This is a genomic window from Streptomyces sp. ATexAB-D23 (assembly GCF_000373645.1).
Lineage (GTDB): Bacteria > Actinomycetota > Actinomycetes > Streptomycetales > Streptomycetaceae > Streptomyces > Streptomyces castrisilvae.
The window spans coordinates 87,870-107,484 of sequence record NZ_KB892006.1; the positions used below are offsets into that span (position 1 = coordinate 87,870).

Here is a 19,615-nt window from a genome sequence, read left to right on the forward strand (position 1 = left end):
GTGATGTCCGCCGTGCGGCGGCCCGTGCCGTCCGCCGCCTCGGTCCGCACGAAGGCGGGGACAGGCGACCGCAGACCGTACGGGGTGCGGCGGGGCCTGCGCGGTTCTCAGGCGGCCCACCCGCCGGAGGGCCCGTTCCCGCGGCGCTCGGAGTCCACCTGGACGTCCTTGGCGAAGGAGGCCATGAGTACGGGAACCGCCTCGGCCTGGAAGTCGACCTCGGAGTCGAACTCCTTGATCATTCCTTCCAGCACCAGCAGCGACAGCAGCGGAAAGGCGAACTCGGCAGCGGCGAAGACGCCGAAGTCCTTCTGGAGCTTGAACAGCCTCGGCGCGAACGCCCCGAGGTCGAAGTCCTTCGAGAGCGCCCCGGCCACCTCGTCCACCAGCTCCGTCACCGCGCTGCGGAATCCCTCCCGGTCCATGTCTGCGGGGAGCCGCGCGGCGCTGTCGAGCACGATGTCCGCACACTTCGGGCCGTTGCCCTGGGCCATGTTGAGGAAGAAGCCGGCGAAGGAGCGCCGCACCGCGTCGGGCAGCTGCACCACGAAGCCGGCGTCGAGCACCACGACCCGTCCCTCACCGTCCAGGCAGAGGTTGCCCGGATGCAGGTCGCAGTGCACCACACCGTCCACGAAGAGCATCCGGTAGACCGCCCGCAGGACGTCGCGGACCACCTCCTGGCGGCGGGCCATCGACATGCCGTGGGGCCGGAACCGGCCGATGTCCGGGACGAACTCCATGGTGAGCACCGTCGGTCCGCACAGTCCCTCGACGGGAGCCGGGATCCGCAGTTCGGTGTGGTCGGAGAGGTTGCCGCGCAGCGCGAGCAGGGAGTCGTGTTCGGCGCTGAAGTCGAGCTGGCGCAGGACGGCGCCGCCGAGCTGTCCGATCATCTCCTCGGCGGGCAGGTCCCGCATGCTCGGCAGCAGCCGGCCGGCCCGCGCGCCGAGCAGGGCGAGGCGCAGATCGGCCTCCAGCACCGGGCGGATGCCGTGCCGCTGCACCTTGACGGCGACCTCGGTACCGTCGGCGAGCCGTGCGCGGTGCACGCTGGCGATACTGCCGCAGGCCACCGGCTCCCAGTCGAACTCGGCGAAGGCATCGGAGAATCCGGCCTCGGCGAGGGTGCGGGCCACCGCCGCCCGCCTCGGCTGCCGCACCTCGTCGGCCAGTTCACCCAACGCGTCGCACCAGCGTTCGGGGACCAGGTCGCGGCGCGTGCTGAGCAGTTGCCCCGCCTTGACGAAGAACGGCCCCAGCGCGGTCAGCAGCCGGGGAGCGCGGTGCGCCAGCCCGGCCCGGCCACCGCGGGTCATCGTGTGCGGCAGGGCGGCGATCAGATGTCCGGTGACGATCAGGGCGGTGGCACAGGCGCGCTTCGGCAGCAGCCACCAGCTGGTCCGTTGTTCTCGCACGGCAACCCCAGATCCCTCGTGTCGGGCGGACCGAAGACGGCCCGCCAGCTAGAAAAGCAGCCCCCGGGCCGGTGATCTATACGCCATATTGCTCACTGCGGTGCCCGGCCCGTGCCGGGCGGTCCGACGTAGGACTGCGCGATGTCCAGCCACTGGCCGGCCTCCGTCCCGACAGCGGTCAGCGCGAGGTCGTCGCGGTGTCTGCGCCGGGTGACGAGCAGACAGAAGTCCTCGGCCGGGCCGGTGATCCGCTGCCCGGCCTCCGGCGGTCCGAAGGCCCACAGCTCCCCGGACGGGGCCGTCACCTCGAAACGGAACGGCTCGGCCGGAGGCCGCAGACCGCGGGCGCGGTAGGCCAGGTCCCGGGTGCGGGTCCCGAGGAAGACGATGTGGCCGATCCGGTCGGTGAGCACGCGCGGACGCCCGAGGCCGTCGCGGATGTCCTGGCCGTGCGCGTACAGCTCCGCCAACGCGACCGCGGCGAGCACACTGGCCGGCAGCGGCCCGGCCGGCCACGGCACCGGATCACGCCGTTCCAGTGCGGCCAGCCCCTTCTCGGCGGCTTCCCGTTCCTCGGCCCAGCGACGCAGCAGACCCGGGACCGGCTCCGTGACGTACTCGGCGAGCCCGGCGTCCATCCCGGACTGGAAGTCCTCCCGGACCGGCGCGGTCTCGGCCGCGAAGGCCTCCGCGTCGCTCACCGCGAGCCGGACCAGACGCGAGACGTACGCCAGGTGAGCCACCTGGTGACGGACCGTCCAGGAGGCGGCGGGGGTCGCCGCCTCCCACTCCTCGGGGCTGAGTCCTGCCACGAGATCACCGAGTTCGGTGCCCTCCACCGCCAGATCGGCGTACACGTCCTGCATTGCGGTCACGTGGCCATTCCTTTCGACGCGCCGGAGAACACAGCGGGCGAACCGGGTCCATCTTCCGGGCGGGGACGGACCGCCGCTTCTTCGCACGTGCTCTGCGCGCCGCCTTCGACGCCCCGGAAGTGACGGACCGACTTGTCCTCCCCGGCGAGGCGGCGCAGGGCGAGCAGCGCCGGTTCCAGAAGGAGACACACCAGCACCGCGCGTTCGGCGGCCTCCCGCGGCGCCCACGCGCCGTCCAGCTGCTCGATGTCCAGCTCCGACGCACGGTCCGCCAGTCGCGCGTAGGGCAGCAGCGTCCGCCAGTCGATCTCCGTACCCAGCTCCGACAAGGCATGCAGAATCTCGCCGAGGCTCCGGGCGGCGGCGGTGCCGGAGTCGACGTCCCAGCCCATCTCGGCGATCAGGCTCCACGCGCCCGCGACGCCCGGAGCCTCCGCCCGCTCGTGGTCCCCGTCCGGCGAGGCCGGCCCGCCGTCGATCAGTCCGAGGATCCGGTACGGATCCGGCTGCCGCGCCATGGTGCCGAGAACCTTCCCGGCCGCACCGACCGACAGCCGGCGCACACCTGTCAGTGCCCGGATCAACCGCAGTCGGTGCAGGTGCTCCTCGCCGTAGTCGGCGCGGGTCGCGCTGACGCGCCGGCCCGGGGACAGCAGCCCTTCCCGGAGGTAGTACTTGATCGTCGCGGCCGGCATCCCGCTGAGGCTGCTGAGTTCCGCCAACGTCATGGGGCCCCGCCCGTCCGCGGCGGTGCCGACGGAGTACCGGGTCCCGTCCTCACATGCGAAGTGCCCCGGCCCGCGCCCGGCTCCTCGGCGGGGTGCCGCGGGTCACCCGCGGACGTGGGCGGCTGCCGCCGCTCGTCGTCCGGACCGGGCGGCGGGCCGGTCCCCTCCCCCTCGGCCACCGGAACCGCGCATGCGTGAAGTGGTTTCGTCAAAGGGGTCCCTCCCCGGAGAACGGGCTCCTGACCAGGCCGGCCGACGCGGCGGAACGAGTCTGTCGCCGGATCCGGCGATCTGTCTTCTCGTCCGTTGCCCGGTGCGGATCGTCTCCGCATCGGTGCGGAACCGGCCGGCGGTCACGAAGGCGCCCTCTCCGGGGCCCGGACGGCCACCCGCGTTGCCGTCAGGCGGCCGTGGCCTTGGGGACCGTGGGGACCTACGTGCTCACAGCAGCCCGAGCGACCGCAGGGCACGGCGCTGGGCCGGGGAGGGGTGGGAGGGCCAGTAGACGTAACAGACCCCGCCCGTACCGCTCTTGACCTTGCCCTCCGCGTCGTAGCGCTTCGTGCGCAGCCAGATCGTCTCCCACTCGTGGCGGCGGTAGACGTGGCGCACCGCCTCGTCGTCCGGTGACGCGGGGTCGTTGGCGATGACGTCGCCGTCGGGGGTGAAGCCGATGACGGTCATAAGATGGCCGGAGGTGCCGTAGCCCGCGCCGGTCAGTTCCTCCTTGAGGAAGGACTGCGAGGTGATGACCGGGATGCCTGCCCGGACCAGGGTCTCCACGTCCTTGAGGGAGCCGAGCCGGGTCACCGCGGCGCTCATGTCACGGTAGGTCGCCGCGTAGGCGGCGTTGAACGGCCAGTTGCCGCAGCCCTCGTACTGGTTGTCGTACGTGAAGCGCGCGGCGTGGCAGACCTGGGGGTCCTGGAGTCCGGGCTCGACCCAGGCGAGGTCGTCGGCGGAGGGGGTGCGGCCCCAGTACTCGATGATCATCTGCGAGGAGGTGGGGCTGCACCACGCCTCGCCGCCGTTGTCGTATTCGGGGTACTGCCCGACGTGGACGTTCTGCGAGTAGCGCGGCACCGGCAGCTCACGGACGAGGCCGGGGGTGCTGGCGGGGACGGTGAAGCGGTCGGGGATGTCCGAGGCCATCGCGCCGATCCGCCACACGGTCGGGGTGAGCCGGCTGCCCGGGGTGCGGTAGAGGGTGAGCCGCAGCCGGTAGGAGAGCAGGCGCAGGCCGCTCGCCGCGTCGTCCACCGAGAAGGTGTCGGTCCAGACGGAGCTCTTGCCGTCGCTCTGGTCGTCCACGGAGGTGCGGCGGATGTCGCCGTCGCCGGCCGCCCAGCGGCCCATGACGTACCAGGGGGACTCGGTGCCGTCCGAGTAGCGGCCGCACAGTTCGATCCGGATCCAGGTGCCGGCCGGGGTGTCCGCGTTCCAGGAGGCGATCACCTCGGTCGCGGGGACGGTCGAGCGGTGGACGGGTGAGGTCCAGGTCGCGTAGTCCCACGCGGCGGTGGTGCCGGTGTGCGGGTCGGTGTAGTCCGTGCGGCCCAGCGAATGGCCGATGACGAGCCCGGCGCGGCGGCCGGCGACCGCGCGGGTCCCGGCGCCGTGGCCGCAGCGCCAGTCGGTGTACGTGGTCCAGGCGTGGTTGTCCACCGAGGGGGGCGGGGCCGTGGGGCGGTGGTGCGGGGTGGCGGCCGCCACAGTGGCGGTGGAGAGCGTTCCGGCGCCGGCCGCGGCCGCGATGGCGGCGGTGAGCACGGTTCGGCGTGAGGTCGGACTGGGCATGGGCGAGACCCCCGGTCGTCGGCGGAATGGGGCTGCGGTGCACAACAGTGCGCCAACTATCGCGGGTCGCGTCCCGGTTCGGCCAGCGATTCGGCCCGTGCCGGTCAATCAATATTGGTCTCGACCACTGGCGTGACCTGCGGCTGCGCGGGAGCGCCCGCAGGGCGCCCGGCTCGTAGGCTGGGTGCATGAACGACCTCTCGCACCACGCCGCGCGACTGCGCGCCCTCGCGCCGTCCTGCGGACCGGTGCGGCTCGTCGCCGTCGACGGCCACGCCGGATCGGGCAAGAGCACCTTCGCCGAGCGCCTCGCCGAGGCGCTCGGCGGCGCCCCCGTGCTGCACCTGGACGACCTGGCGACACACCAGGAGCTGTTCGCCTGGACGGACCGGCTGCGCGAACAGGTGACCGAACCGCTCTCGCGGGGCGAGCCCGCGCGCTACGCGCCGTACGACTGGACGGCCCGGACCTTCGGGCCGCCGCGGACCCTGGAGCCCGCGCCCGTGATCCTCATCGAGGGGGTCGGCGCGGGCCGGCGCGCGCTGCGCCCGCTGCTGGCCCGGCTGCTGTGGATGGACCTTGCGGCCGAGGAGTCCTGGGAGCGCGGGCGGCGGCGGGACGGGCCCGCGCTGAGCGCGTTCTGGGACGGCTGGACCGCCGCCGAGACCGCGCACTTCTCGGCCGACCCCTCGCGCCCCCATGCGGACGCTCTGGTACGGCAGTTGCCCGTGGGGTACGAGTGGCTGGAAGGGCCCGTACGGGCGCGCTGCTGAACCGTTCCGTCACATGGTGTGACCGTTTCGCGGCGCCGTACCGAGCAGTCGGAAATCGCCCGGGAAGTACCTCAACTCCGCTTGACCCGGGGGCGGTACAGGTCTTACGTTCTCAATGTGCGGCTTTTCGGAGCCCCCACAGACGCGAAGCCCCCGGTTGTTCCCCCGTGATCGGGGGCTTCGTCCTGTGCTCCCCGCACCTCCCCGGCCGCCACCGGACCCCTCCCCCTCACCCTGGGTCACGACGCGTCTTCGGCCTGCGGCACCCTTAGTCGGATACTCCCTGCACAGGTACGATGCCTCTCGGTGCGGTCAATTCCCGTCCACGGCACAGTGTTTCGGCGCGCCTCGGCGGGCTTTCGGGCGGCGGGACATCCTGGGGGCACGTTTGTGGGGGACCTGATGGACATCGGCACGCAGGGCGCGCAGGCCCCCGCCGACCTCGCCTGGCTGCGGGGCGTGGACGCCTACACGATGGGCGCGTATCCGCAGGCCGAGGAGGAATTCCGGGCCGCGGTCCGCCACGATCCCGGCATGGCGGACGCCTGGCTCGGGCTGCACGCGCTGCGGGTCGACACGGCGTCCGCGCTGCTGCACATGCACCGCCACCGCGACCGCTTCGGCGAGCAGCGCAGCCGCTACCGACGCACGCTCAACTCCTGGTACTGGCTGGGCTGGTGGGTGCAGCCGGTGCTGGAGAGTCCGCGGGACCTGCTGCTGGCACACGCCTCCCACTGGCTCGACGGCCGCCATGTGCCCGAGCTCGACCGGGCGCTCGCCGCCCTGGCGCCGGTGGACACCGACCCGCAGGTCCGCTTCCTGCACGCCTGCCGCTCCTACCTGGTCAAGGACTGGGAGCAGCTCGTGCGCCACACCGAGCGGTTGGTGGACGACCCGATGCTCGGCATCGAGGCGGGGCTCTTCGGCGGTATGGCGCGGGTGCGGCTGGAGATGTACGGGCAGGCCGAACCGATGCTCGCGACGGCCCTGATGCGCTGCCGCAGCGAGCAGCCTCAGCGCAAGGAGCTGCGCTACTGGCTGGCCCGCGCACACGAGGGCACCGGCCGCAGCGCCGCCGCCCTGCCGCTCTACCGGGCCGTGCACCGGATCGACCCCGCCTTCATGGACACCTCGGCGCGGCTGGCGGCCATCGCGGACTACGACGGGCTGGACGGTTCCGAGGACCTGCCGGGTCTGGCCACGGTGTCGCTGACCGGTCTGGAGGCGGATGTGGCCTTCGCGGAGGGCAGGACGGACGGCGACTCCTCGCCGGGCGCCGACCTGCCGGACGGCCGGGACCTGCCGCCGGGCGGTGAGGCGCAGGATCTGCCCGGGTCCGTGGTCCCCCCGCCGGCCGGCGGGGCGCGGGCGAAGACCTCCGTCCCGGGGCAGCCGGCGCCGCAGCCCTTCCCGGCCGGGCCCAGCGACCCGGCCCTGCTGGCCGAGGCGCTGGCCGAGCTGGAGCGGATGGTCGGCCTGGAGCCGGTGAAGCGTCAGGTCAAGGCGCTCTCCGCGCAGCTGAACATGGCGCGGCTGCGGGCCGGCCAGGGGCTGCCCGTACAGCCGCCGAAGCGGCACTTCGTCTTCTCCGGTCCTTCCGGCACCGGCAAGACGACGGTGGCCCGCATCCTGGGCCGGGTGTTCTACGCGCTGGGCCTGCTCGGCGGGGACCATCTGGTGGAGGCCCAACGGGCGGATCTGGTGGGCGAGTTCCTGGGCCAGACCGCGGTGAAGGCCAATGAGCTGATCGATTCGGCGCTGGGCGGGGTGCTCTTCGTGGACGAGGCGTACAGCCTCTCCAACACCGGGTACAGCAAGGGCGACGCATACGGCGACGAGGCCCTTCAGGTGCTGCTCAAGCGGGCGGAGGACAACCGGGACCATCTGGTCGTCATCCTGGCCGGCTATCCCGAGGGCATGGACCGGCTGCTGTCCACCAACCCCGGGCTCTCCTCGCGCTTCACCACCCGGGTGGACTTCCCCAGCTACCGGCCGCTGGAGCTCACCGCGATCGGTGAGGTGCTGGCCGCGGAGAACGGCGACGTGTGGGACGAGGAGTCGCTGGACGAGCTGCGCTCGATCAGCGGCCATGTGGTCGACCAGGGCTGGCTGGACGAGCTGGGCAACGGCCGCTTCCTGCGGACGCTGTACGAGAAGAGCTGCGCCTACCGCGACCTGCGGCTCTCGGGCTGTACGACGGTGCCGACCCGGGACGACCTGGCGACGCTGCGGCTGCCGGACCTGATGCAGGCGTACGGCGAGGTGCTGTCGGGGCGCGGTCCGGTGGGCCGGGGGCCGCAGGAACCGCCCGTGCTGTGAACCACGCACCGCACCCCCGGCCGCCGGGAGGTTCCGGCGGCCGGGGGTGCGGGTGTGCGGTTGCGGTTGCGGTTGCGGTTGCGGTTGCGGTTGCGGTTGCGGTTGCGGTTGCGGTTGCGGTCAGCCGACCAGGGCCGTGACCCCGTCCGGGTCCGCGGTGCGCTCCTCGGTGCGGCGGGGCTCGGTGACCCGGTGCGCCGGGTCGCGCACCTCGCCGACCAGCATTTCGAGGACGTCCTCCATGGCGACCAGACCGAGCACCCGGCCGGAGGCGTCGGCGACCTGGGCGAGGTGCGTCGCGGCGCGGCGCATCACGGTGAGGGCGTCGTCCAGCGGGAGTTCGGCCCGTACGGTCGCCATCGGGCGCCACAGCTGCTGCGGCACCGCCCGGTCGCCGTCCTCCAGGTCCAGGACGTCCTTGACGTGCAGGTAGCCCATGAACGGGCCGCCGCCCCCGGCGCAGACCGGGAAGCGCGAGAAGCCCGTGCGCACGGTCAGCTCCTCGATCCGGCGCGGGGTGACGGAGGGGTCCACCGTCACCAGCGTGGCGCGGTGCAGCAGCACGTCGGTGACGGGCCTGCTGCCCAGCTCCAACGCGTCCTCCAGCCGCTCCTGGGCCTCGGGTTCGAGGAGCCCGGCCTGACCGGAGTCCTCCACGAGGCGGTTGAGCTGTTCGCTGGTGAAGACGGCCTCCACCTCGTCCTTCGGTTCGACGCCGAAGAGCCTGAGCACCAGCCGGGCGCAGGCGCCGAGCGCCGCGGTGACCGGGCGGCACAGCCGGGCGAAGCCGACGAGGCCGGGGCTGAACCACAGCGCGGTCTTCTCCGGCGCGGCCATCGCCAGGTTCTTCGGGACCATCTCGCCGATGACGAGGTGGAGGAAGACGACGAGGACGAGCGCCAGCACGTAGCCGAGCGGGTGGATCAGTCCCTCGGGCAGGTGCACCGCGGCGAAGACCGGCTCCAGGATGTGGGCGACGGTGGGTTCGGCGACGGCTCCCAGGGTCAGGGAGCAGACGGTGATGCCGAACTGGGCGGCCGCCATCATCTGCGGCAGGTTCTCCAGGCCGTACAGCACCTGGCGGGCCCGGCCGGAACCGGCCGCGGCGAGGGGTTCGATCTGGCTGCGGCGTACGGAGACGAGAGCGAACTCCGCGCCGACGAAGAAGCCGTTCGCGAGGACGAGGAATCCGGCGAAGACCAGTTGGAGCAGGCTCATCGCGCCGCCTCCAGGACGGGCCGCTGCGGGGCGTCCGCCCCGAGAACGCCGGCCGTGCGGACGAAGCGGACCTTCTCGGCCCGGTAGTGGCCGACCTGGCGGACCGCGATCCGCCAGCCGGGCAGCTCGGCCCGGTCTCCCGGCGCGGGAATGCGGCCCAGCAGGTCGGCGACGAGCCCGGCCACCGTCTCGTACGGGCCGTCGGGCACGTCGAGTCCTATCCGGCGCAGGGTGAGGACCCGGCAGCTGCCCTCGGCATCCCAGGCTGGCCTGCCGTCCTCGGGCGGCGCGGGGGCCAGCTCGGGCCGGTCGGCGCCCTCGGCGTCGTGCTCGTCGCGGACCTCGCCGACGAGCTCCTCGATGATGTCCTCCAGGGTGACGACCCCGGCGGTGCCGCCGTACTCGTCGACGACGACGGCGATCGGCTGCTCCTCGCGCAGCCGCTGGAGCAGCTGTTCGACGGGCAGTGTCTCGGGCACCAGCAGCGGCGGCACGGCGATCCGGCCGGCCGGGGTGCGCAGGCGTTCCGCGGCCGGGACGGCGAGGGCGTCCTTGAGGTGGATCATGCCGACGACCTCGTCGATGCGCTCCCGGTAGACGGGGAAGCGGGAGAGACCGGTGGCGCGGGTGAGGTTGAGGACGTCCGCCGCGGTGGCGGAGGTCTGGAGGGCGCTGACCTTCACACGCGGGGTCATGACGTGCTGGGCGGTGAGCCCGGCGAGCGACAGGGTCCGTACGAAGAGGTCCGCAGTGTCCTGTTCGAGGGTGCCCGCCTCGGCCGAGTGCCGGGCGAGCGAGACCAGCTCACCGGGGGTCCGGGCGGAGGCCAGCTCGTCGGTCGGCTCGACGCCCAGGAGGCGCACCAGCCGGTTGGCCGCGGTGTTCAGGGCGCCGATGACCGGCCGGAAGACACGCGTGAAGCGGTCCTGCGGTCCAGCGACGAACCGGGCGACCTGGAGCGGCTTGGAGACCGCCCAGTTCTTCGGGACGAGTTCGCCGATGACCATCTGGACGGCGGCCGCGAGCAGCATGCCGGTCACCACGCTGATGGTGGGGACGGCTCCGTCGGGCAGGCCGGTCAGGGTGAAGGGGCCGTTCAGCAGCCGGGCGAGCGCCGGCTCGGCGAGCATGCCGACCACCAGGGAGGTGATGGTGATGCCGAGCTGGGTGCCGGAGAGCTGGAAGGAGAGTTCGCGCAGGGCGCCGACGACGGTGCGGGCCCGCCGGTCGCCCTCGGCGGCGGCGCGCTCGGCGTCCGCCCGTTCCACGGTGACGAGCCCGAATTCGGCCGCCACGAAGAATCCGTTGGCGAGGATGAGAAGGAATGCCGCGCAGAGCAGCAACAAGGGGGTTGTCATGCCGCCGCCTCCGCTGAGGGGGCGGCGCAGGTACTACCGGACGATCCGTCCATTGCTGGAGGGAGTCACTCCTCGGGTCGCAGGAAAGCCCCGCCGGCCTCATGGGCCTTTGGTGCGGGGCGGGGCGCGCACAGGGCGCCGCCGTCTTCCAGAGTAATCAACGAGAGCCCCTGCGGGGCAGGGGGCTCAGCCGTTGTCCGTGCCGGTGCCGCGTGTCTCGGCGAGGTCCCGGAGGGCGCGGGCATCGCGGATGGCCTGCTGCTTGGCGATTCCGGGCTGGATGCCGAGGGCGGGCATGCTGGTGCCGTCGCTGAGGTCCAGGAAGACCCACGGATCGCCGGCCCGCAGGTTGACCCGGACGATTTCCGCCCATGAGAGCCGCCGGGTGCGCGTGAGATTGACCACGGTCACCCCTTCGTCGTCCGCGACGACCTTGGGGCGGCTGAGCAGCGCCAGGACGCCGAAGAAGAGCAGCGCGGTGAAGACGAAGCTGACCCGTTCTCCCCCGCTGAGCTGTTCGAGGGTGAAGGCGACGACGGTGATGACGGCGAACATCGCCGCCCCGACCGTCAGCAGGACCACCCGGGTGCGGGTGGGCCGGAAGGTGACCGGCAGGGCCGGCGCGCCGGGCGGGGGTGTGGCGTCTGACATGTGCTTCTTCTGTCTCCCGCCGTCAGAGGCGGCAGGCGTGGATGGCCGTGGTGAGGATGGCGCGGGCGCCGAGGTCGTACAGGTCGTCCATGATCCGCTGCGCCTCCTTGGCGGCGACCATGGAGCGGACGGCGACCCAGCCCTCGTGGTGCAGCGGGGAGATGGTCGGCGACTCCAGGCCCGGGGTGAGGGCGACGGCGCGCTCCAGGTGCTCGACGCGGCAGTCGTAGTCCATCATCACGTAGCTGCGGGCGACCAGGACGCCCTGGAGGCGGCGCAGGAACTGCTGGACCTTGGGCTCGTCGGCCGGGGCGCCGGTACGGCGGATGACGACCGCCTCGGACGTCATGATGGGCTCGCCGACGACTTCGAGGCCGGCGTTGCGCAGGCTGGTCCCGGTCTCGACCACGTCGGCGATGACCTGGGCGACACCGAGTTCGATGGCGGTCTCGACGGCTCCGTCGAGGTGGACGACGGAGGCGTTGGCCCCGGAGTCGGCGAGGTGCTTGGCGACGACGCCCTCGTAGGAGGTGGCGATCGTCAGACCGTCGAAGTCCTGCGGGCCCGCGACGGTGCCCGGCTTGGCGGCGTAGCGGAAGGTGGAACGGGCGAAGCCGAGCTGGAGGATCTCCTCGGCCTCGGCGCCGGAGTCCAGCAGCAGGTCGCGGCCGGTGATGCCGATGTCGAGGCGGCCCGAGCTGACGTAGATCGCGATGTCGCGGGGGCGCAGGTAGAAGAACTCGACCTGGTTGGCCGGGTCGACCAGGACGAGTTCCTTGGACTCCTTGCGCTGCTGGTAGCCCGCCTCATGGAGCATCGCCATCGCAGGCCCGGAGATAGCACCCTTGTTGGGGACGGCGATGCGCAGCATGAGGTCGGGTTTCCTTTGCGAAGGGGTGGCGGGATACGTACGGGAGGTGCGGGGAGCCGGGCTCAGAGGTGGGCGTAGACGTCGTCCAGGGAGATCCCGCGCGCGACCATCATCACCTGGACGTGGTAGAGCAGCTGCGAGATCTCCTCGGCGGCGGCGTCCTTGCTCTCGTGCTCGGCGGCCATCCAGACTTCGGCGGCCTCCTCGACGACCTTCTTGCCGATGGCATGGACCCCCTTGTCCACCAGTTCGGCGGTGCGGGAGGTGGAGGGGTCGCCGTTGGCGGCCTTGAGCTTCAGCTCGGCGAAGAGCTCTTCGAAGGTTTTGTTCGCCATGATGTGCTCAGAATACGGGGTGCCGGGCCCGCACTCAGCGCCAGGGTTCGCTGACCGAGCGCAGTGTGGCGGCGGTGGCGACGGCGGCGGTGACCGCTTCGTGCCCCTTGTCCTCGTTGGACCCTTCCAGGCCGGCGCGGTCGAGTGCCTGCTCCTCGGTGTCGCAGGTGAGGACGCCGAAGCCGACCGGGACACCGGTGTCGACGGCGACCTGGGTGAGACCGTTGGTGACCCCGTGGGACACGTATTCGAAGTGCGGGGTGCCGCCGCGGATGATCACGCCGAGGGCGACGACCGCGTCGTATCCGCGCCCGGCCAGCACCTTCGCGACGACCGGGAGCTCGAAGCTGCCCGGGACCCGCAGCAGGGTCGGCTCGTCGATGCCCAGCTCGTGCAGCGCGCGCAGGGCGCCGTTGACGAGTCCGTCCATGACCTGCTCGTGCCACTGCGCGGCGACGACCGCCACGCGGAGGTCGCCGCAGTTGCGTACGGACAGTTCGGGTGCGCCCTTGCCGCTCATGTCTCTCCTGCTTCTGTGTACGGGTGAGTGCTGCTGCTACTGGTTGCCGCAGGTCGCCGCGGTGGCGGCGTCGAGCCAGGGCAGGTCGTGCCCCATGCGGTCGCGCTTGGTGCGCAGGTACCGCAGGTTGTGCTCGCCCGCCTGGACGGGCATCGGCTCGCGGCCGGTGACGGCCAGCCCGTGCCGCACGACCGCGGCGGTCTTGTCCGGGTTGTTCGTCATCAGGCGCAGGCTGCGCACGCCGAGGTCCTTGAGGATCTGGGCGCCCGCCGCGTAGTCCCTGGCGTCGGCGGGCAGGCCGAGCTCCAGGTTGGCGTCGAGCGTGTCGACGCCCCGCTCCTGCAGTTCGTACGCGCGCAGCTTGGACAGCAGGCCGATGCCGCGGCCCTCGTGGCCCCGCAGGTAGACGACGACGCCGCGGCCCTCGTCCGTGATGCGGCGCATCGAGGCGTGCAGCTGGGGACCGCAGTCGCAGCGTTCGGACTGGAAGATGTCACCGGTCAGGCACTCGGAGTGGACCCGGACCAGGACGTCCTCGCCGTCCCCGATGTCGCCGTGGACCAGCGCGACGTGCTCGACGCCGTCCACGGTGGAGCGGTAGCCGTACGCGGTGAACGCGCCGAAGCGGGTCGGCAGCCGGACCTCGGCCTCGCGGCGGACGGTCGGCTCGCTGGTGCGCCGGTAGGCGATCAGGTCCTCGATGGAGATGATCGTCAGTCCGTGCTTGCGGGCGAAGGGCACCAGCTGGGGCAGGCGCAGCATGACGCCGTCCTCGCCCGCGATCTCCACGATCGCCCCGGCGGGCCGCAGCCCGGCGAGCCGGGCGAGGTCGACGGCCGCCTCGGTGTGGCCGTTGCGGGCGAGCACCCCGCCGGAGCGGGCGCGCAGCGGGAAGACGTGGCCGGGGCGCACGAAGTCGCCGGGGCCCGCGGTGCCGTCCGCGAGCAGGCGCAGGGTGGTGGCGCGGTCGGCGGCGGAGATTCCGGTGGACACGCCGTGGGCGGCGGTGGCGTCGACGGAGACGGTGAAGGCGGTCTTCATCGACTCGGTGTTGTGGTCGACCATCTGCGGCAGTTCGAGCCGCTCCAGTTCGTCGCTCTCCATGGGGGCGCAGATGAGGCCGCGGCACTCGCTCATCATGAAGGCGATGATCTCGGGGGTGGCCTTCTCGGCGGCGATGACGAGGTCGCCCTCGTTCTCCCGGTCCTCGTCGTCGACGACCACGACGGGCCGGCCGGCGGCGATGTCCCGGACGGCCTGCTCGACGGGGTCGAGCGAGAGGTCGTCGGCGGCTGCTTCGTGTTCCCGGTGCAGCCAGGTGGGCTGGGCTGTCATGCCGTGGCTCCTTCCAGAGCGGGTGTCCGCGTACGCAGCCACCAGTCGCGCATGCCCCACAGGACGAGGGCCCCGTAGACGACGTAGATGAGACCGGAGAAGGCGAGTCCGCTGTGGAAGTTCAGCGGGACGCCGACCAGGTCGACCAGGAGCCAGGCGAACCAGAACTCGACCATGCCGCGGGCCTGGGCGAGCATCGCCACGAGCGTCCCGGCGAAGATGTAGGCGTCCGCCCACGGGCTCCAGGAGAGCGAGGGGAAGGCGGTGAACAGCCCGCCGACCGCGAGGGTGCCGAGGGCGGCCCCGCCGGCCAGGTAGCCGCGTTCGCGCCAGGTGGCGAACCGTACGGCGATGGAGCCGTCCTGCGCCCGCTGCCGGCCCCGGGTCCACTGCTGCCAGCCCCAGACGGCGACGGCGATGACGATGACCTGCTTGCCGACGCTGCCCGCCTGGTGGACGGAGACGTTGGCGGCGACCAGCACGGCGCCGGACAGGAGCTGGGCGGGCCAGGTCCAGATCGAGCGCAGCCAGCCCAGCGTCAGGGCGATCAGCCCGATGGTGTTGCCGATCATGTCGGACCAGATGATGTGCTGCCCGAGGACGGTGAAGGCCTCGGAGTTCAGCCAGTGCAGGGCGCTCATTCGACCGGCTCCCGCTTCTGGTTCCCGGGCGCGGAGTCACCGAGCAGCCGCTCGACGTACTTGGCGATGACGTCCACTTCGAGGTTGACCGGGTCGCCGGGCTGTTTGATGCCGAGCGTGGTCAGCGCGAGGGTGGTGGGGATGAGGCTGATGGTGAAGAAGTCGGGTCCGGCGTCCACGACGGTGAGGCTCACGCCGTCGACGGTGATCGAGCCCTTCTCCACCACGTAGCGGGACAGGCCGTCCGGCAGGGAGACCTTCACGATCTCCCAGTTCTCGGACGGCCGGCGCTCCAGGATGCGGCCGGTGCCGTCGACATGGCCCTGGACGATGTGTCCGCCGAGCCGTCCGCCGAGCGCCATGGGGCGTTCCAGGTTGACGCGGGAGCCGGTCGTCAGGGCGCCGAGGCTGGAGCGGTTCAGCGTCTCGGCCATCACATCGGCCGTGAACTCGTGCTCGCCGAGGTCCACGACGGTCAGGCAGACGCCGTTCACGGCGATGGAGTCCCCGTGCCCGGCGCCCTCGGTGACGACGGGGCCGCGCAGACGGAAGCGGGAGGCGTCCTCCAGCTTCTCGACGGCGACGACCTCACCCAGTTCTTCGACAATTCCGGTGAACACTCAGTTTTCCTTCCGGGCGGCGGGGCCGGGTACGGCGGTGACGCGCAGATCGGGGCCGATGCGGACGGTCTCCGTCACATCGAGGCGCAACGCCTCGGTGAGGGTGGAGATTCCGGCGTCGGCAAGGGCCGCGGGGCCTGCGCCGAGGAGTACGGGAGCGAGGTAGCCGACGACCTTGTCGACCAGTCCCGCGGCGATGAAGGCGCCGGCCAGGACCGGGCCGCCTTCGAGGAGTACGGAGCGCACGCCGCGCGCGTGGAGGGCGGCGAGCAGTGCGGGCAGGTCGAGGCCGGGTCCGGTGGCCGCGCGGGGCAGGCGCAGGACGGCCTCGTCGGGGAGGTGGCGGCTGTCGGCGTCGTCGGCGACCGCGATCAGGGTGGGGGCGCCGGCGTCGAGGACCCGGGCGCCGGGCCGTACGGCGGTGGCCCGGGTGTCGACGACGACGCGCAGGGGCTGGACGGCGCCGTCGATGCCCCGCACCCCGAGCTGGGGGTCGTCGGCGCGGGCGGTGCCGGAGCCGACCACGACCGCGTCGGCCTCGGCGCGGAGCCGGTGGACGTCGGCGCGGGACTCGGCGGAGCTGATCCAGCGGCTGGTGGCGTCGGCGGCGGCGACCCGGCCGTCCAGGCTCGCCGCGTACTTCCAGGTGACGTGCGGGCGGCCGAGGCGCACCGAGGTCAGCCAGGCGGCGTTGCCCGCTTCGGCCTCTTCGGCGAGAAGGCCCGCCTCGGCCTTGATCCCGGCGGCGCGCAGGGTGTCCGCGCCGCCGGTGGCCCGCGGGTTCGGGTCGCCGACGGCGTACACCACGCGGGCGATGCCGGCCTCGATGAGCGCCTGGGCGCAGGGGCCGGTGCGGCCGGTGTGGTTACAGGGTTCGAGGGTGACGTAGGCGGTGCCGCCGCGGGCCGTGCCGCCGGCCGCGCGAAGGGCGTGGATCTCGGCGTGCGGGCCGCCGGCGCGCTGGTGGAAGCCCTCGCCGACGGTCTGCCCGGACGCGTCGAGGACGACGCATCCGACGACCGGGTTGGGGCTGGTGGAGCCGAGGCCGCGGGCGGCGAGCGTGATGGCTCGGCGCATGGCGGTGGTGTCGGCTGCGGTGTCCACCGGGTCCTCCTGCCTCTTCGGGCACGGACTCCGGGGCCTGTCGATGACGACAGATGAAGCGGAACGCACGACGGGGACGCCGGATGCCGGAAAACACGGATGGCCCGGTTGCCCGAAAACCATCCGCCGACGGCGGCGTACCCGCGAAACGGCCCGCCGCGCACTGCCTCCCATCCGGACTTTAACCGTCGGTCCAGGAATCCCACCTGGTCAACCGGCCGCTGGATGCGGACGGGTCGCGGACTATAACCGCCGGTTCGGAATTGCACCGACCCCGGAGTGCGCTGCTGCTGGTACACGATCAGTGTGCCACGACCGGGCATGACCCATACGGGCGAACGCTGTGGAGTGGCTCACAGACACCGCGTGACAAGGGCTCTTTTCGGACACCCGCACAGGAATGAACCACGAATGGTCCAGACCTATTGACGCACTGGTCTAGTCCTCTTAATCTCTGCGTCACCTCCGAGGAACGGTTCCCCGGCGTGCGCACGCCCGGGACCCAACACGACCCACCCCCTTGTCAGTTGTGTTCTGCCGACCTCCCCAGGAGGAACCGAACGTGCTGTCCCCCACCCGTGCGAGAGCCACGCTCCTCGCCGCCGGCGCCAGTGTCGCCGCGCTGCTGCTCGGCTCGCTCTCCGCGACCCCCTCGCAAGCCGCCGACCAGGAGTCCTGTCGCCCCGACGGGCTCTACGAGACGCCGGGCGTCTCGGTCCCCTACTGCTCCGTGTACGACTCCGAGGGCCGCGAGAAGATGGGCGCCGACCACCCGCGGCGCGTCATCGGCTACTTCACGAACTGGCGGACCGGCAAGGACGGCAAGCCGGCCTACCTCGCCTCCGACATCCCCTGGGACAAGGTCACCCACCTCAACTACGCCTTCGCACACGTCGACGGCGCGAACAAGCTCTCGGTCGGGACGGACGGACCGGAGAACGCGTCGACCGGCATGACGTGGCCGGGAGTCGCCGGTGCCGAAATGGACCCCGATCTCCCCTACAAGGGCCATTTCAACCTGCTCAACAAGTTCAAGAAGCAGTATCCGAACGTGAAGACGATGGTCTCCGTCGGCGGCTGGGCCGAGACCGGCGGCTACTTCGACGACAGTGGCGAGCGCGTCGACTCCGGCGGCTTCTACTCGATGGCCACCAACGCCGACGGCTCGGTCAACCAGGCCGGGATCGACACCTTCGCGGACTCGGCGGTCGCCTTCATCCAGAAGTACGGCTTCAACGGCGTCGACATCGACTACGAGTACCCGACCACCATGAAGGACGCCGGCAACCCGCTGGACTGGACGCTGTCCAACGCCCGCCGGGCCGGTCTGGTCAAGGGCTACGCCGCGCTGATGAAGACCCTGCGCGAGAAGCTCGACCGGGCGTCCGCCGCCGACGGCACCCACTACCTGCTCAGCGTCGCCGCCCCCTCGTCGGGCTACCTGCTGCGCGGCATGGAGACCTTCCAGGTCCAGAAGTACCTGGACTACGTCAACATCATGTCGTACGACCTGCACGGCGCCTGGAACGAGTACGTCGGCCCCAACGCCGCGCTCTTCGACGACGGCAAGGACGCGGAACTCGCCCAGGCGAGCGTCTACTCGACGTCGCAGTACGGCGGGACCGGCTACCTCAACACCGACTGGGCCTACCACTACTTCCGCGGTTCGATGCCGTCCGGCCGGATCAACATCGGCCTGCCGTACTACACCCGCGGCTTCAAGGACGTGCAGGGCGGCACCAACGGCCTCTGGGGCAAGGCGGCTTCGACCGACTGCCCGGCGGGCGCGGGCCTGACCAAGTGCGGTGACGGCGCCGTCGGCATCGACAACCTCTGGCACGACGAGGACACCGCCGGCAAGGAGTCGCCCGCCGGCTCCAACCCGATGTGGCACGCCAAGAACCTGGAGAAGGGCATCGTCGGCGACTACGTCACGGACTACGGGTTCCCCGCGGACACGAAGCTGACCGGCACCTACGTCCGCAACTACGACTCCACCCTGGTCGCGCCCTGGCTGTGGAACGCCGAGAAGAAGGTCTTCCTCTCCACCGAGGACGAGCAGTCCGTGCAGGCCAAGGCGGACTACGTGGCCGACAAGGGCATCGGCGGCACGATGATCTGGGAGCTGGCCGGCGACTACGGCTGGGACGCCGCCAAGGGGCAGTACGAGCCCGGCTCGACGCTCACCTCCACGATGTACGACACCTTCAAGAAGGCCGCGCCGTACGGGGCCACGCGCTCCACCATCGACCTGCCGACGCAGGCGCTGGACATCGACGTCTCCTTCGGCCAGTTCCCGCTGGGCGACTCCAACTACCCGATCAGCCCCAAGCTGACGATCACCAACAACACCAAGACGACGCTGCCCGGCGGCACGGAGTTCCAGTTCGACTACTCCACCTCGGCGCCCGCCAACGCCAAGGACCAGTCGGGCTTCGGCACCACGATCGTGCGCAGCGACCACACCGCGGCGAACAACATCGGCGGGCTGAAGGGCGACTACAACCGCGTCTCCCTGAAGCTGCCGTCCTGGCAGAGCCTGGAGCCCGGTGCGTCGGTCCAGGTCGACTTCGTCTACTACCTGCCGACCTCCACGCCGTCCAACTGGACCGTGACCTTCGGCGGCACGTCGTACGCCCTCGCGGCGGACCTGGCCCGCGGCACGACGCTCGTCGAGCCGGACACGGGCTCGACTCCGACGCCCGACCCGTCCGGCTCCACCGGCCCGAGCCCCGACCCGTCGGGCGGCGCGTGCACGGCGGCGGAGTGGAACGCGAGCGCGGAGTACGGCACGGGTACGACGGTCAGCCACGGGTCGCACCAGTGGAAGGCGAAGTGGTGGACCAAGGGCGAGACGCCCGGGTCCACGGGCGAATGGGGTGTCTGGCAGGACCTGGGCGCCTGCTGATCCCCTCCGGGGGCGGGGCCCTTGGGTGGGGCGCCGGCCCCGTGGGGTCGCCCCGGTCCGGGCTCACCGGTTCCGTCCTCAATCGCCGGACGGGCTGAAAGGCACGCCCCGGCCGGCGGGTGGGGTCCGGGGTCCCTCCGGGGC

At 71.8% G+C, this 19,615-nt stretch carries 17 protein-coding genes and 1 riboswitch; of the genes, 3 read left to right on the forward strand and 14 right to left on the reverse strand.

Annotation, left to right across the window (positions count from 1 at the left end; all coding sequences use genetic code 11):
* Positions 1-107 precede the first annotated feature (107 nt).
* The 4 genes from B082_RS0108170 to B082_RS0108185 all read right to left on the reverse strand — a co-directional run bounded on the left by B082_RS0108170 (position 108) and on the right by B082_RS0108185 (position 4,818).
* Entirely contained in the window at positions 108-1,418 is a 1,311-nt protein-coding gene (locus B082_RS0108170; protein ID WP_018551325.1) for an ABC1 kinase family protein, read from the reverse strand.
* Between the two features lie 92 nt (positions 1,419-1,510).
* A complete protein-coding gene (locus tag B082_RS0108175; protein ID WP_018551326.1) occupies positions 1,511-2,284 on the reverse strand; it encodes a TIGR03084 family metal-binding protein in 774 nt (257 codons plus the stop codon).
* Between the two features lie 5 nt (positions 2,285-2,289).
* Positions 2,290-3,021, reverse strand: a complete 732-nt coding sequence (locus B082_RS35815; RefSeq protein WP_018551327.1) for a MerR family transcriptional regulator — start codon at positions 3,019-3,021, stop codon at positions 2,290-2,292.
* A gap of 441 nt (positions 3,022-3,462) precedes the next feature.
* Positions 3,463-4,818 (reverse strand): peptidase C39 family protein, encoded by a 1,356-nt coding sequence (locus tag B082_RS0108185; protein ID WP_026249551.1) that lies wholly within the window; start codon positions 4,816-4,818, stop codon positions 3,463-3,465.
* 188 nt (positions 4,819-5,006) lie between these two features.
* Here B082_RS0108185 and B082_RS0108190 point away from each other — a divergent pair, with 188 nt between their 5' ends.
* The gene (locus B082_RS0108190; RefSeq protein ID WP_018551329.1) at positions 5,007-5,591 is read left to right on the forward strand and encodes a uridine kinase family protein; all 585 of its coding nucleotides are present in this window, start codon (positions 5,007-5,009) and stop codon (positions 5,589-5,591) included.
* Positions 5,592-5,993: 402 nt separating this feature from the next.
* Positions 5,994-7,910: an AAA family ATPase gene (locus B082_RS0108195; RefSeq protein ID WP_018551330.1), complete on the forward strand. Its 1,917-nt coding sequence runs from the start codon at positions 5,994-5,996 to the stop codon at positions 7,908-7,910.
* Positions 7,911-8,030: 120 nt separating this feature from the next.
* Here B082_RS0108195 and B082_RS0108200 read toward each other — a convergent pair whose 3' ends face one another.
* From B082_RS0108200 to ribD, 10 genes are all read right to left on the reverse strand, one after another.
* Complete coding sequence (locus B082_RS0108200; RefSeq protein ID WP_018551331.1) at positions 8,031-9,128, reverse strand: hemolysin family protein; 1,098 nt, start codon at positions 9,126-9,128, stop codon at positions 8,031-8,033.
* The gene (locus B082_RS0108205) at positions 9,125-10,486 is read right to left on the reverse strand and encodes a hemolysin family protein (protein WP_026249553.1); all 1,362 of its coding nucleotides are present in this window, start codon (positions 10,484-10,486) and stop codon (positions 9,125-9,127) included. Before B082_RS0108205 ends, B082_RS0108200 begins: the two co-directional genes overlap by 4 nt.
* 186 nt (positions 10,487-10,672) lie before the next feature.
* Positions 10,673-11,137, reverse strand: coding sequence for a PH domain-containing protein (locus B082_RS0108210; protein ID WP_018551333.1), 465 nt, complete (start codon positions 11,135-11,137; stop codon positions 10,673-10,675).
* 22 nt (positions 11,138-11,159) lie between these two features.
* The gene (gene hisG, locus B082_RS0108215) at positions 11,160-12,008 is read right to left on the reverse strand and encodes an ATP phosphoribosyltransferase (protein WP_018551334.1); all 849 of its coding nucleotides are present in this window, start codon (positions 12,006-12,008) and stop codon (positions 11,160-11,162) included.
* Between the two features lie 62 nt (positions 12,009-12,070).
* A complete protein-coding gene (locus B082_RS0108220) occupies positions 12,071-12,343 on the reverse strand; it encodes a phosphoribosyl-ATP diphosphatase (RefSeq protein ID WP_018551335.1) in 273 nt (90 codons plus the stop codon).
* A gap of 34 nt (positions 12,344-12,377) precedes the next feature.
* Positions 12,378-12,863, reverse strand: a complete 486-nt coding sequence (gene ribH / locus B082_RS0108225) for a 6,7-dimethyl-8-ribityllumazine synthase (RefSeq protein ID WP_018551336.1) — start codon at positions 12,861-12,863, stop codon at positions 12,378-12,380.
* Between the two features lie 36 nt (positions 12,864-12,899).
* Positions 12,900-14,198 carry a bifunctional 3,4-dihydroxy-2-butanone-4-phosphate synthase/GTP cyclohydrolase II gene (locus B082_RS0108230; protein ID WP_018551337.1) on the reverse strand — a complete coding sequence of 433 codons (1,299 nt, stop codon included), beginning with the start codon at positions 14,196-14,198 and terminating at the stop codon, positions 12,900-12,902.
* Positions 14,195-14,839: a nicotinamide mononucleotide transporter family protein gene (locus B082_RS0108235; protein ID WP_018551338.1), complete on the reverse strand. Its 645-nt coding sequence runs from the start codon at positions 14,837-14,839 to the stop codon at positions 14,195-14,197. The genes B082_RS0108230 and B082_RS0108235 overlap by 4 nt, the downstream gene beginning before the upstream one ends.
* Positions 14,836-15,459 carry a riboflavin synthase gene (locus B082_RS0108240; RefSeq protein WP_018551339.1) on the reverse strand — a complete coding sequence of 208 codons (624 nt, stop codon included), beginning with the start codon at positions 15,457-15,459 and terminating at the stop codon, positions 14,836-14,838. Before B082_RS0108240 ends, B082_RS0108235 begins: the two co-directional genes overlap by 4 nt.
* Positions 15,460-16,563 carry a bifunctional diaminohydroxyphosphoribosylaminopyrimidine deaminase/5-amino-6-(5-phosphoribosylamino)uracil reductase RibD gene (gene ribD, locus B082_RS0108245; protein WP_018551340.1) on the reverse strand — a complete coding sequence of 368 codons (1,104 nt, stop codon included), beginning with the start codon at positions 16,561-16,563 and terminating at the stop codon, positions 15,460-15,462.
* 156 nt (positions 16,564-16,719) lie between these two features.
* Positions 16,720-16,850, reverse strand: a riboswitch (FMN riboswitch).
* A gap of 275 nt (positions 16,851-17,125) precedes the next feature.
* Here ribD and B082_RS0108250 point away from each other — a divergent pair.
* Positions 17,126-19,471 carry a chitinase C-terminal domain-containing protein gene (locus tag B082_RS0108250; protein ID WP_018551341.1) on the forward strand — a complete coding sequence of 782 codons (2,346 nt, stop codon included), beginning with the start codon at positions 17,126-17,128 and terminating at the stop codon, positions 19,469-19,471.
* Positions 19,472-19,615: the final 144 nt, after the last annotated feature.